Raw genomic sequence first — 13,176 nt, 5'->3', positions numbered from 1 at the left:
TAAATTCCCCCTCATTAATTAATACTCTCATATAAATGAAGCTCCAATTCTTGTCTAATATCATTAGGAATTGGTTCGGATTTCTGTGTTTGGAGGTTAAAATTCACATATACTGCAGTACCAATAACGCATAGTCTGCCCTCTTGATGAATTTCCTCGTATAGCTCTAAACTGGAATTGCCGATTTTTTTCACCCACGTTTTTACCTCTACGTCTTTACCAAAATAAATTTGTGCGACGTATTCTACATTTGTTTTTAAAATAATCATCTTCCAGTCATGAAAGGTATCATCCGGGTTGAATAATTTAAAAAGCTTGTTTCGGCCTGCCTCCAGCCAAATTGGAATCGTCGTATTATTGATATGGCCGACACCGTCAGTTTCAGAAACCCTTGGTTCGATTACGGTCAAATACATGAGATAACCACCTTTTAATTTAAGCCGTTAAAAGCCATTTGATAAATTTGATAGATTTCATCTTCGCCAAGAGGTTTTGGACTTCGGGCCAGCAGTCTTTTTTGTTTGATTGCATCTTCAGTTAAGCTTTTAAGACTGGATTCTGGTATGCCATATTCTTTTAGTGTTGTTGGAAGCCCGACACTTTCGACCAGTTTATAAAATAACGTTAAAATTTCCTCTTCAGTTCGTCCCTCACCGTGATTGGTTAATATGCTGCATACTCGATTTAATTTGTCACTGCAGCTCGAAGAAATCGATTTCATAACATATGGAAGTAACACAGCGTTGGACTCTCCATGCGGTAATTTGAATTGGCTGCCGAGCGGATAGGCAAGTGCGTGAACACCGGCGACACCCGCATTGAAAAAGGCCAGTCCGGCTAGATAGCTGCCATAGCTCATCGCATTTCTTGCTTCTTTGTCTTCCCCATTCTGAACAGCATTCCTTAATGAGCCACCGATTAATTCGACAGCTTTAATAGCAAGTGCATCTGTTGCCTCGTTTGCATTAACAGAAAGAAAGGCTTCCACAGCATGTGTTAAGGCATCAATTCCGGTGGCAGCTGTTATTCTTTTAGGAACAGATAGGGTTAATTGCGGATCAACTATTGCAATATCAGCTAGTAAAAAATCATGAGTGACGACATCCTTGGTCCCTTCAAGGGAAACAACGGCAATATCTGTTACCTCACTGCCAGTTCCAGATGTTGTGGGAATTAATATTTTCGGGATTCCCCTAGTTTTTAGCTTCCGTGTACCAGAGAGATTAAGATAATCTGCTGTATCACCCTCATTTTGCGATATGACGGCAGCGATTTTTGCCAAGTCCAATGCACTACCACCGCCTAAACCGATAACACAATCAAACCCGCCTTCGCGGGCATACGCCGCCAATCTCTCTGCACAAGCGAGCGATGGTTCCGGCTCAACATCAGTATAAAGGCTAACATCATATTGTTCATTTAGAGGAGATAAGTATTGTTGGACCAATCCAATTTTAACAAGGGTTTGGTCGGTAACTATTAGAATACGGCTGGGCTTCATATCCTCCAGTTCTTCAAAAAGCTTCGCTATGGAGCCCCAGCCGGTATAGGATCGTTTTGGGAATCTTAAGGTTGAAATCATTTACGTTGACCCTCCTTTAAAAGTTTTCAGTACCTATTAAACTATTTCAACAAGGAGTGCAATATCCCTGCTGATTTTTACATAATAAATAGCCCGGCAGACACCAGGCTATTTATTCGAAATCAGTGCTTATTTAAATTTTGTAATGACATTAAAACCATAAGTTTTAAAATTAGTCATATCATTGAGGACGTCATTCACTTGGTCTAGAGCAATCTCCCTAGATACCAAGGAACGTGGATTTAATTTGCCTTGGGCAATCATTGACAATAATCCATCGTACTCCGACCGTGGATTCCCAAGGCTTCCGACGATTTCTAATTCCATTGCCGTGATTGCATCAATTGGAAGGCCGGCAATTCCTTGTTCGTTATGGGTTGTTAAGCCAATTTGCACATGGCGGCCGCCCTTTCGTAGGCAAAGGACAGAATTAAGGATTGTTTCCTGAATTCCCAACGCTTCAATAGATGCATGGGCACCGCCCCTGGTGATTTCCTTTACAGCTGTCACCACATTCTCATTTCGAGCATTCACCGTAGCAACCGCGCCTTCTTTTCGGGCCATTTCCAATTTGGCATCATCCACATCTACCGCAATGACTTGGGCGCCAATAGCATTTCCAACCTGAACTGACGACAACCCTACACCGCCTGCCCCGTGGACCACCAGGAAATTTCCTGGCTTCAAGTTGGCACGCACCACACCATGAAAGCCCGTCATGTAGCGGCAGCCAATGGCAGCAGCCGTCACTGTATCGACCTCATCTGGAAGCGGGACCAGATTAAAATCACCATTCGGAACCTTTACATATTCCGCATAGGCACCATCATGGGCGAACCCAAAAATTTGCAGATTGTCACAGCGGTTAGAATGTCCGCTCAAGCAGCTTGAGCAGTGTGAACAGCCTTCATGAAACGGTGCCGTCACCCGGTCGCCTGGCCTGAAGTTTTTTACTTCTTTTCCGACGGCTTCAACAACTCCCCCAAATTCGTGCCCTGGTATAATTGGCAGCACTGGACTCAGGCCAAGCCATGCCCAGTCTCCCATCCACGCATGCCAGTCACTCCGGCATACACCGCTTGCCTCTACCTTTACAATCACATCATGTGGACCTGGTGTTGGATCAACTACATTTCCGATTCTTAATGGCTGTCTTTGCTCAATAATTTGTGCAGCTCTCAAATAGATTCCCTCCCAAGCTTTAACCTATCAATTTGTAAGTATTTACCTTAAAAGATATTCTTTGTCCTATCGAAAAAAGAACAAACTGTTGGAGATTTATTTCTTTTTTAATGGTGTTTTAAGAATCTTTCCAGTTGTTGTTTTAGGAAGTTCTTTCATAAAATATATTTTTCTAGGAATCTTGTAATGAGCCAGCTGCTGTTTACAGAAACTAGTGATATCGTCTGGTGTGATTTCCGATTTCGTCACAACGTAAGCAGCTACTTCTTCTCCAAAAACAGGGTCTGATTCGCCAACTACCGCGCACTCTACAATATTTGGGTGAGTATAAAGAACCTCCTCTATTTCACGTGGATAGACATTGTAGCCGCCGCGGATAATCATGTCCTTTTTGCGGTCAACAATATAAAGGTATCCTCGCTCATCCCTCCTGCCCAGGTCTCCCGTATAAACCCAGCCTTCTTTTATCGTCTCGTTCGTTGCTTCTTCCTTTTTATAATAGCCTTTCATGCCGTTAGGCCCTTTAAAAATAATTTCCCCGACTTCGTTAACAGGGACTTCCCTGCCATTCGGATCGACTATTTGCAGCTCGAGACCAGGAACGGGTACCCCGACTGACCCTGGAACTTTTTCAATATTGCTAGGGAAACAGCTAATCATGACAGTGCTTTCGGTCTGGCCATAGCCTTCGCCGATTTGTACACCCATTTCCTCCTCCACTTTTTCTAGAATTTCAACCGGGAGACTGGCTCCGCCTGAACCCGCAAGTCTGAGGCTGGAAAAATCTAATTCTTTTATTTTTGGAGAATGGATAAACATTGTGTACATGGTAGGAACACCGAGGAAAATGGAAATTTGGTAGTCTGCAAGTTTCTGTAGGATAACATCTGGAATAAAGCGTTCTTCTAAGTAGATCGTAGCCCCTCTTAACACACAGATAAGTAAGCCCTGTAGCTTTGCATACGCATGAAATAATGGGAGAACGACAAGAACCCGGTCTTCCTTTGTTAGCTCCAAAAGGTCAGCACTCGTTTCTGACATCCATCCCAGATTTCCGTGCGTAATCAATGCCCCTTTCGGCTTGCCAGTTGTTCCTGAAGTATAAATTATTTGGGCATTATCATATTGATTTTTTGGTTCAATATAGAAATTTGCTGGTTTACCGGAGACTTCCTCCCACGCGACATAGGCTTCTGTTTCGGTTAAAGTGAAGATAGATTTTACTGACGAGAGAGATTTGTGAGCCTTTTGAACTTCACCAAGGCCAATTTCATCAACAATAAGGGCAACAGCATCGGAATCATTTAGAATATAGGTTATTTCATTTTCTTTGAAGGTAGGATTAAGAGGAATCACAGTGGCACCAATTGCTAGCAAGGAAAAATAGGCAATTACATACTCCGGCTTATTGGCCATCATGAGACCAACATGGGAACCGTTTGTAATTCCATACTTTCGAAGTCCTGCTGCTTTTTCCATCACCTTATCGGCTAACTCCTGATAGGTAATTTTCTCGTTCCGAAATACAATAGCAGCATGATTGGGTATTTCTTTTGCCGTTTGAAACAAAACTTCACTAATATTCAACAATGTTCCCTCCCTATTCTATTGTTCAGAAAAATAGGCATATAGAAAAAGTGTATGCGCTTACATATTAATCTATGAAAAAGAAAAGTGTCAAGTAATATGGTAATATTTTCATATTGCTTGACACTTAGGTTTAATATATTTTTAATTAAATCCTGCCATCCAATAGACAATAAAAAAAGAACCAACTTGGCCCTCATTTCATTGATTAAACTCTACTTTTAATTGAACAATTTCAGACTGAGTACCGATTCTTAGGGGCGTTCCCCAGAACCCATATCCGGACGTGACTATCGAATGGAGCTGGCCTTTTTTTAGATATCCCCAATCATTTTCATAAATCCTATTTGTTATCAAATTAGCCGGAAACAATTGTCCACGGTGAGTATGTCCGGATACCATAAGGTCTATTCCATTATTTTCGGCAACATCCAAATCATACGGCTGGTGGTCAAGGAGAATAACTGGTTTTGATAAATCCACCTGTTTCATTAAATCGGAAAGCTTCATCCTAACCACATCCTGATAACCGCGGTCTTTCCTGCCAACCAAGGTAATCCCATTATCTAAAACAATTACTTCATCTGCCATTAGCCTCATACCACTGTTATTAAAAATTTTAATCAGATCAATCCCAGGGTCCTCACGGTCATGATTCCCCATAGAGGCATATACCGGTGCCTTTATCTTTTTCAAAATATCCGGAATTCCTTTATCGAGAAAAGGATCCACATCATCATCAATAATATCCCCTGGGAACAGCACAAGGTCAGGTTTCAAGGCATTGATGTGCTTAACGAGGTTTTTAGCATGGTTCGCCCCCGACATTTCACTAAAATGCATGTCGGATGCCATGACAATGTTAAGACTTTTTACCCCCTCCACATGCTTCGGAATGTTGATTTCATAGGTTCTTACGACAGGAGTAAAGGCATTGTATAAGCCTAATGTAAATAATCCTGAAATAATTAATACAGTGGTAAAACCGGACCATTTTACAACCTTTTCTTTTTGAATACGGGTAAACCGTGTTAAAAATACAAAAAGATTCACAAATGGAAGCAGTAGAACCGAATAATAAAAAATCCCTAGCCAAATCCCGCCAAGCCATGTAAAGATGGCACTGTCATCCAAAAACCTGGCGTAGACAAAGGTATAGGCAACAAAAACAAGGATCAGCCAGTAGAAAAACCTTGCCCGCTTTTTTTCTATAATAAATGTTTTCATCCATTTCCAGCCATTCCAGCCGATATAGAACAATAGTAAATTATAGATGACTAAAACACCTGCAAAAAACCCCACACATGATTCCCCTTTACGATACAAAAATACTAATTCTATTAGACCTTATTTAGGATAAATTGACAACTTTTAGGGCAACTGACACAATTTCGGCATATATTTTGGTGTTTTTCAAAAATATTACCGGGTATTTTGAAGGAGATTGTCGAAATAAACAGAATGATAGTACAGAGATTAATTAAAGGAGGAAAAAAGTATGAAGAAAAAAATGTTGGCCCTTATTTGTGGTGGTTTTATTGCGTTTTCCCTTTTTGCTGCACCAGGTAATCCTGTAAAAGCAGCGGAGGAAGAAGATTGTACTTGTCATAATGTTACTCCTATTTACGGAGCACAAAAAAACAAAATAATTGCTAATTTAATCAGCAGTCAGGAATTTAAAAATGCAAAACTTTCTATTATTAAGGATGGAGATAACTGGAGAGGGATAAATAACACTGAAGTACTCGTACATAATTCTTATGGAATTACAATTGTAGGAGTACCTTTTATAGATCAAGATGGCAAAATTATGATGGCAACTTTCATTGATGGATTCTTTATGGGTTCTGCACCAAAATATGAATAGGGGTTTATAATTCCTTCCCAATTTCATTTATTGGGAAGGAATTAATTTAATTTTATTGTATTTCTCCATCAATAATCGTCATTTCAACCGAAGTTTGCAGCAGTTCATCCGGGTCTTCAAGTTGGAATAGATTTTTCGAGTAAACTGTCATATCCGCCAGCTTTCCTCTAGAAATTGTTCCTTTTAAAGTTTCTTCGTTGGTAGCGTAGGCACCACCAACCGTAAACAATCTCACAGCTTCCTGTATAGATAGCTTTTCTCCCACATTCCAGCCTTCATGGGAATCCCATGGTGCTCTGCGGGTAACGGCAGCGTGAATGCCTAACAGTGGATCCACAGGTTCGACTGGTGCATCAGAACCACCCGCACATATGACACCTGCCGCAAGCAGCGATTTCCAAGCGTACAAATACTGCTCCCGCTTCTCCCCTAATCTTTCCTTAATCCATGGATAATCACCGACCACAAATCTCGGTTGAATGTCGGCAATCCGGCTCGGTACCGCCAGTCTTTTAATCAAATCCGGCCTAACTAAAGAAACATGGATAATCCGGTCACGATACTCGACCGACGGGAATTGCTCAAGCACATCTAGAACATTTTCCAATGCTTGATCACCAATGGTATGTACGGCAATTGGCATGCCATGATCCCTTGCGTTTTTCACGATCTCATATAGTTTTTCTTGGCTAAGCATTGCATCCCCATACGCATCAGGTTTATCATGATATGGCTCGGATAATAGCGCCGTTCTTCTGCCAAAAGCGCCGTCTGCGAATATTTTAATAGAGCCGATTTTCAATTTCTCATTCCCGTAACCGGCATACATTCCCTTAGCTTTCAAAGCCTGAAGGTAAGGATAATCGATCAATAGATTGCAGCGTAAGGCCTTTCCTTCCTGATTAATTAATTCATCATACATTCTATAGGTTTGCTCAAATCCGCCAAAAAAGGCTGGATCATTCGTGTGAACACTTGTTAACCCTTTTTTTACAGCAAAGTCCATTGCCTTCTCTAAACCGCTTTTTAACTCTTCATAGCTTTTCTCCGGAATGTGTTTGGTAAATAGTTTAGATGCCGATTCCAAAATCATTCCTGTCGGTTTTTTCGTAATAGGATCTAATACAACCGTTCCCCCGGCGGGAACCTCAATGGTAGGGTCGTAAGCAGACACTTCAAGAGCCTTACTGTTTACTAGAAAGGCGTGGTGGCAAATCCGTTTTAAATAAATTGGACAATGCGGTGCTGCATAATCCAGTTCTTCAAGAGTCGGAATTCCGCCTTCGGTAAACAAATTCTCATCCCAACCCATTCCGACCAGCCATTTTCCAGGTGGAACGCTGTTTGCTTTTGAACGGAGCTTATCAAGCATTTCTTGTTTTGATTTGACCCCCGTTAAATCAAGATCTAAGAAATTAAAAGCCACGCCAGAAAGATGCAGATGACTGTCAATCAGTCCGGGAGTAACCGTCCTCCCTTGCAAATCAACAACACGAGACCCATCTCTTCCCCATTGAAGGGTCATTTCAGCATGAGATCCCACATCAACAATTCTTCCATTCTCAACTACAACTGCCTCAACCAAAGGCTCCAGTTCATCCAGTGTATAGATTTTTCCGTTTGTGAAAATTGTCTTCGTCATACAGACATTCCTCCAAAAAACTGATATGTATACCTTTCTATATAATACCAAAGCCGACAGTGCAATGGACTAAATGTATAGTCATTTCGCTGTCGGCTTATAAAATGAATTGGAATCTATAAACAATTATCCAAATTGCCAAACACTATGTGTCAAGTTTCCATATCGGAAGCTGCGGTGCAGCAAGGCTGCTTTTTTCTCATTATCGGCGGCACCCATCGCGTAAAACAGCGGGATAAAGTGTTCTCTTCCATATGGAGGAACGGCATATTCCGCATTTGGAGCTAAGGTATCATATTGGAATAATGAGTCTAGGTCCCAATGGTTCAGATGGTAGGCAAGCCAGTCTTCAAATTCAAGAGCCCATTGATCCACTCCGCTATCGGCCCAATTGACAGCTCTTAAGTTATGCGATGTTCCCCCGCTGGCGATGATTAAGATATCTTTTTCTCTTAACCCGGTCAAGGTTTTGCCGATTTTATACTGTTCTTCAGGCGACAGTCGGGAATTTACTGACATCGCAATAACTGGAATATCAGTGTTCGGATACAGCATCCGAAGGACAACCCATGAACCATGATCGAGGCCGCGCTGCATTTCGGTTTCAAACGGTACCTCATTTGCAGCAAACAGATCCATTATTTCTTTCGAAAGTTCATGATTTCCCTGAGCAGGATATTGAATCGTATATAATTCAGGAGGAAATCCTCCAAAATCATAAATGGTACTGTATTGTTCAACATCGCTTACTTTTTGCAGACGGGATTCCCAATGGGCTGAAAAAATGACAATAGCTTTAGGACGAGGAAGATTTTTTCCTAATTGATTTAAAAACTGTGTGTATTCATTGTTTTCAATCGCCAGTAATGGAGCGCCATGTGCGATAAATAATGATGGAAGCATTATTATTCCTCCTTTAATTAAGCCGCTTTTCTAATATTAGTTTCTTTCTTTTCTTTATTAAATAATAGTTGGTCCAGAGCGAACAACTTGCTGTCATTGATGGCAATTAATAATGACATGGCCAGAAACGCTAGTTCTAATTCATAACCTGCACCTTGCCCATTACCCAAAAAGCCCCCTGCTAATTTTACTTTAAAAATGGCACCAGCCATTAACAATACAAATAAAGCGGAAACGATTCTGCTTCCAAATCCGACAATTAAGGCGATTCCCCCCACTACTTCCAGCAGCCCTACACCGTATGCCATGAAACCTGGCAGCCCAATACTTGCAAACCAACCGGCAATATTTTCGATTCCACCTTGAAATTTTACTAATCCGTGGACAAAGAATGTGATCCCTAAAACTACTCGTAAAATGAATGTACTTGCTTCGTATTTTTTCAACATTTCTCATCTCTCCTTTATAATTTTATTTTTCTAGTTGATTTACTAACCATTTTGTAAAATCTTGTTGATTTTTCAAAGTGACAGTATGTCCTGCTGGATACGAATGGAAAGCGACTTTTGCACCCAAACTTCTAAAGTATTCATCGTTTTCAACACCCCATTGGTATGGAAGAATCTGGTCAAATTCACCGTGGGAAATAAAAAGCGAGAGTTCATTTACCGGGTTCTTTTCATATTCTTCTTTCACAAATCCAGGAATGTACCCACTTAAAGCGGCAATGCCTTTAATACGGTTACCCAGTTTAATTGCGAGGGACATCGAAAGAATTGCTCCCTGACTAAAACCGGCCAAATACAGTTGATTTGGATCTACCGGATATTCCGCCAAAACATCATCAATAAAATTGGAGATCATCCCTACTGTCTCATCAAAAACATGGCGGTGCGGTTTTCCAAAGCCTTCAATCGTAAAAAACGCGAAGCCAGGTGGCTGCACTAGCGGACCACGGATACTAAAAATGAAAAATTTCTCTTCCAAACCGGCAACCAATGGCAGTAAATCTTGTTCATTACTGCCCATTCCATGCATCAAAAATAAAGCAGGATAGGATTTATCTGGATCAACTTGCTCAGGCTTAAGAAGTGAGTAAGTCAATGATGATTTCAATGCCATCACCCTTTCTATAAAAATAAATTATTGATATCTATAGGTTATCTATAGACGTAAATACTAATCCCAAAGAATTGAGAGTCGATGTATTTAAATAATAAATAAAGATTCATATAAGAAAACTTTAATACAAAAAAATAAACGTGTTTCTTAATATGAACTTTTGTTATTTATAAGATAACAACAGATTATATGGATTGTCAATTATTTTTTTGCTAATATATAAATAAGTTCTATATAAGAAAACGTTAGAGGTGGAAAACTTGGATATTGGATCGAAAATTCGCGCCATCCGAAACAGGAAAAAAATAACGATTGCCCAAATGTGTGATGGCACTGGTCTTTCAAAAGGATTTATTAGCAATGTTGAAAATAATAACACCTCTCCATCGATAAATACTTTGCAAACGATTGCTAATTATTTAGAAATCCCATTACCTTATTTATTATTAGAGAAAAAACAGCACATGCGAGTTGTCAAAAAAAATGAGCGGTCCTACTCCTCTTTTAATGAGTTGAAAATCGAGCATATCGCATCAATTGGCGGATTGAGATTGATGAGTGTGGAATTTCCACCCGGAGCATCAATGGGGGAAGCAAATGCCCATGAGGGTGAAGAATCACATTTAGTCTTGGAAGGCAAGGTCCTTGCTGAGCAAGGCGAAGACTCCTACATGTTAGAGGAAGGCGATTCCTTTAGCTGGAATGCGAGTGTCCCGCATTTTGTTAAAAATATCGGAGATCAAAAAGCAGTCATCCTGATTGCAACTTATACTGATTCTGAACATAATGGCATTTATTAAAAAACAAACCTCAGGATCATAAAATCTTGAGGTTTGCTCTTTCAGTAATATAAATGGATTAAACTAAGAAGTTCCTTAATGTCCCAATATTCTCAATCGTGACTTCCATTTCATCACCAGGCTTCAACCATACCTGCTCATTCTCCGGCAATCCCAAAATGACTCCTTCAGGTGTTCCGGTGAAAACTAAATCTCCAGGTCTTAAGGTCATATGCTTGGATATGTAGCTTACGATTTTTGCACAATTAAATATCATATGTTTCGTATTAGATGATTGGCGGACCTCACTGTTTACTTTACATTCAATGTTTAAATTGAATGGATCGACCTCTTCCGCTGGGACAACATACGGTCCTATCGGAGCAAATCCGTCTGGTGATTTCCCAATCAGCCACTGGCCGGTCAAAAATTGGAGGTCGCGGACAGATAAATCATTTCCTGCTGTATAGCCGAAAACATAGGATAGAGCTTCCTCTTCTGATACATCCTTTGCCTCTTTCCCTATCACCATAACAAGCTCTGCTTCGAAATCAAATTTTCCCCCAACTTTAGGCAGTGGGATATTTTCACTGTGTGCTGCTAAAGCATTGTTAAATTTACTAAATAAAACAGGGTTCTCAGGTACATTTACCAGCTTTGCTTCCTCTACGTGGCTTTGATAATTCAGGCCCACACATATAATTTTTTCCGGATTCAGTAATGGCGGTAGAAATTCGATTTCTGCCTCACTTAAGTGGTTTTCTGAGTCCGTGCTATTGATGATTTCTTTCACAAGTGACAGTCCGTTTTCATTTTTTACTAAATCTTCGAGAGTGAAATCAAGCCCAGCTTTATTTAGGTCAAGGATGCCATTGTCTGTCTTCACACCAAGCCTGACCTCATTGTCTTTTTTAAAGGTTAGTAATTTCATACGTAACTCCTCTCTCCTGTAAAAATATATATCTAACTTTAAGTATTACCGAATTGTCGAAATTGTCAAGAAAATGTCGTGATAAGTTTTATAAGCTCATCTGGATTTTCATACATACTCATATGTCCGGCATTTTTTATTATAGCTTGCTTGATGTTTGTTCTTGAAACTGAAAAAGTTTTTTCAACTGGGACAATTTGATCCTGCTCTCCCGCAATTAATATGACGGGTACTTCGGTATTTTGTAATACATGATTGCGGTCAGGGCGATTTTTCATCGCTAAAAGCGTATCCATTGCCCCTTGTGGTGAAGTGGTGCAGCCAATTTGTTTTGCTTTTTCTACATAGCTTTCATTTAGGTGTTCTGGGGAGAAAAGCTTCGGAACCAACCCATCAATAAAAGTATGAATGCCTTCGTCCTTTATTTTTGTAACACCTGCCTCTCTTCCCTTTTTCGCTTCATCTGAATCCGGGAAGGCAGTAGAGTGTACAAGGGAAAAGCCATTTAAATAGGAATTAAATTTTTCCGCAAAGGCAACCGTTATGTATCCGCCTAGAGAGTGTCCGAAGATCGATACCTTCTCAATGTTTAACGCATCTAATAATTCTTTAATTTTTTGTGCGAGGTCGTCTATTGAAAATCCGGGCTTCAGTGGTGAAGATTGCCCATGCCCTGGCAAATCAGGAGCGATGACACGATTATGTTTGGCCAACTCAGGAATTACTTTTTCCCAATACTGAGAACTACCGCAGAAACCGTGCAGAAGTACAACAGGATTCCCAGCGCCTTCGTCTATGTATGCTAGTGTGGATTCATTTAATTGATGCTTTTTTATATTCATCAGTTTTCACCTATCCTTTTTTGTATTTTATGCCATTAAATATTCTGGATTGCCAGCTAATTTCCTACCCATGTAAAATAAAAAAGAGAGAGAATTTATCCCTCTCCATTCAGCTAATATGTTCTTCAGTGCCTTCACTTGGACTTAATAAAGCTCTTTTATTTTGAATTTTTGTCAGGTTTGATCTTTTAAGGAGATAGTTCATATGGTCAACGGGCATCGCCCCATAACCCTTTCCTTCCCCCAGTGTAAATTGAACGGTTACTCCATTATTTGAAATGACCGTTAATAAATCTGCGGAGTTAAAGAAACCTTGTGCACCTTGAGAAATTTGAAACTTGGCACCTTCTTCAATAGGCATTTTGTCTCTCCTTTGAATCTTATTATCCCTAACATTATGCCAAGTATTTTTTTATTCATACATATATTTTCCAAAAACAGATACGTCTTTGGTACTGAATTTAAGACCGGAATGTTTCGTAAAATTCTAGATTGGCAGTTATAAGCCTTTCATAACGACTGAACCATCATCAAAAATCTGACTTCGGGAGTTATAATCCTTTCATATCGACCGAACCATCATCAAGAATCTGACTTCGGGAGTTATGAGCCTTTCATAACTACTGAACTATCATCAAGAATCTGACTCCGGGAGTTATAAGCCTTTCATAACGACTGAACCATCATCAAGAATCTGACCTCGGGAGTTATGAATCCTTTTATAACGACCGAGCCATCA

14 protein-coding genes are annotated in these 13,176 nt (G+C 40.1%); 2 read left to right on the top strand and 12 right to left on the bottom strand.

Features of this window, described 5'->3' with window-relative positions; all coding sequences use genetic code 11:
• Positions 1-14: 14 nt before the first annotated feature.
• From KHB02_RS12545 to KHB02_RS12525, 5 genes are all read right to left on the bottom strand, one after another.
• Complete coding sequence (locus tag KHB02_RS12545) at positions 15-416, bottom strand: acyl-CoA thioesterase (protein WP_213140034.1); 402 nt, start codon at positions 414-416, stop codon at positions 15-17.
• A gap of 14 nt (positions 417-430) precedes the next feature.
• Positions 431-1,582: an iron-containing alcohol dehydrogenase gene (locus KHB02_RS12540; protein WP_213140033.1), complete on the bottom strand. Its 1,152-nt coding sequence runs from the start codon at positions 1,580-1,582 to the stop codon at positions 431-433.
• Positions 1,583-1,711: 129 nt separating this feature from the next.
• Positions 1,712-2,764 carry a zinc-dependent alcohol dehydrogenase family protein gene (locus KHB02_RS12535; protein ID WP_213140032.1) on the bottom strand — a complete coding sequence of 351 codons (1,053 nt, stop codon included), beginning with the start codon at positions 2,762-2,764 and terminating at the stop codon, positions 1,712-1,714.
• Positions 2,765-2,860: 96 nt separating this feature from the next.
• Positions 2,861-4,351 carry a long-chain-fatty-acid--CoA ligase gene (locus tag KHB02_RS12530; RefSeq protein WP_213140031.1) on the bottom strand — a complete coding sequence of 497 codons (1,491 nt, stop codon included), beginning with the start codon at positions 4,349-4,351 and terminating at the stop codon, positions 2,861-2,863.
• Between the two features lie 201 nt (positions 4,352-4,552).
• The gene (locus tag KHB02_RS12525) at positions 4,553-5,653 is read right to left on the bottom strand and encodes a metallophosphoesterase (protein ID WP_241113835.1); all 1,101 of its coding nucleotides are present in this window, start codon (positions 5,651-5,653) and stop codon (positions 4,553-4,555) included.
• Between the two features lie 196 nt (positions 5,654-5,849).
• Between KHB02_RS12525 and KHB02_RS12520 the strand changes: the two genes are divergently transcribed.
• Positions 5,850-6,218, top strand: coding sequence for a hypothetical protein (locus KHB02_RS12520; RefSeq protein WP_213140030.1), 369 nt, complete (start codon positions 5,850-5,852; stop codon positions 6,216-6,218).
• Between the two features lie 52 nt (positions 6,219-6,270).
• Here KHB02_RS12520 and KHB02_RS12515 read toward each other — a convergent pair whose 3' ends face one another.
• The 4 genes from KHB02_RS12515 to KHB02_RS12500 all read right to left on the bottom strand — a co-directional run bounded on the left by KHB02_RS12515 (position 6,271) and on the right by KHB02_RS12500 (position 9,885).
• Complete coding sequence (locus KHB02_RS12515) at positions 6,271-7,860, bottom strand: amidohydrolase (protein ID WP_213140029.1); 1,590 nt, start codon at positions 7,858-7,860, stop codon at positions 6,271-6,273.
• A gap of 126 nt (positions 7,861-7,986) precedes the next feature.
• A complete protein-coding gene (locus KHB02_RS12510; protein ID WP_213140028.1) occupies positions 7,987-8,763 on the bottom strand; it encodes a DODA-type extradiol aromatic ring-opening family dioxygenase in 777 nt (258 codons plus the stop codon).
• A gap of 17 nt (positions 8,764-8,780) precedes the next feature.
• The gene (locus KHB02_RS12505; protein ID WP_213140027.1) at positions 8,781-9,212 is read right to left on the bottom strand and encodes a DoxX family protein; all 432 of its coding nucleotides are present in this window, start codon (positions 9,210-9,212) and stop codon (positions 8,781-8,783) included.
• A gap of 22 nt (positions 9,213-9,234) precedes the next feature.
• The gene (locus KHB02_RS12500; RefSeq protein ID WP_213140026.1) at positions 9,235-9,885 is read right to left on the bottom strand and encodes an alpha/beta hydrolase; all 651 of its coding nucleotides are present in this window, start codon (positions 9,883-9,885) and stop codon (positions 9,235-9,237) included.
• A 260-nt stretch (positions 9,886-10,145) separates the two neighbouring features.
• Between KHB02_RS12500 and KHB02_RS12495 the strand changes: the two genes are divergently transcribed.
• Entirely contained in the window at positions 10,146-10,685 is a 540-nt protein-coding gene (locus KHB02_RS12495; RefSeq protein WP_213140025.1) for a helix-turn-helix domain-containing protein, read from the top strand.
• Between the two features lie 58 nt (positions 10,686-10,743).
• Here KHB02_RS12495 and KHB02_RS12490 read toward each other — a convergent pair whose 3' ends face one another.
• From KHB02_RS12490 to KHB02_RS12480, 3 genes are all read right to left on the bottom strand, one after another.
• Positions 10,744-11,595 (bottom strand): fumarylacetoacetate hydrolase family protein, encoded by an 852-nt coding sequence (locus KHB02_RS12490; protein ID WP_213140024.1) that lies wholly within the window; start codon positions 11,593-11,595, stop codon positions 10,744-10,746.
• Between the two features lie 65 nt (positions 11,596-11,660).
• A complete protein-coding gene (locus tag KHB02_RS12485; RefSeq protein WP_213140023.1) occupies positions 11,661-12,437 on the bottom strand; it encodes an alpha/beta fold hydrolase in 777 nt (258 codons plus the stop codon).
• A gap of 109 nt (positions 12,438-12,546) precedes the next feature.
• Entirely contained in the window at positions 12,547-12,798 is a 252-nt protein-coding gene (locus tag KHB02_RS12480) for a hypothetical protein (RefSeq protein ID WP_213115605.1), read from the bottom strand.
• Positions 12,799-13,176: the final 378 nt, after the last annotated feature.

Source organism: Neobacillus citreus, assembly GCF_018343545.2.
Taxonomy (GTDB): domain Bacteria; phylum Bacillota; class Bacilli; order Bacillales; family Cytobacillaceae; genus Neobacillus; species Neobacillus citreus.
Note: the sequence above shows the minus strand (reverse complement) of the source record. Positions and strands in the feature narration are given on the sequence as shown.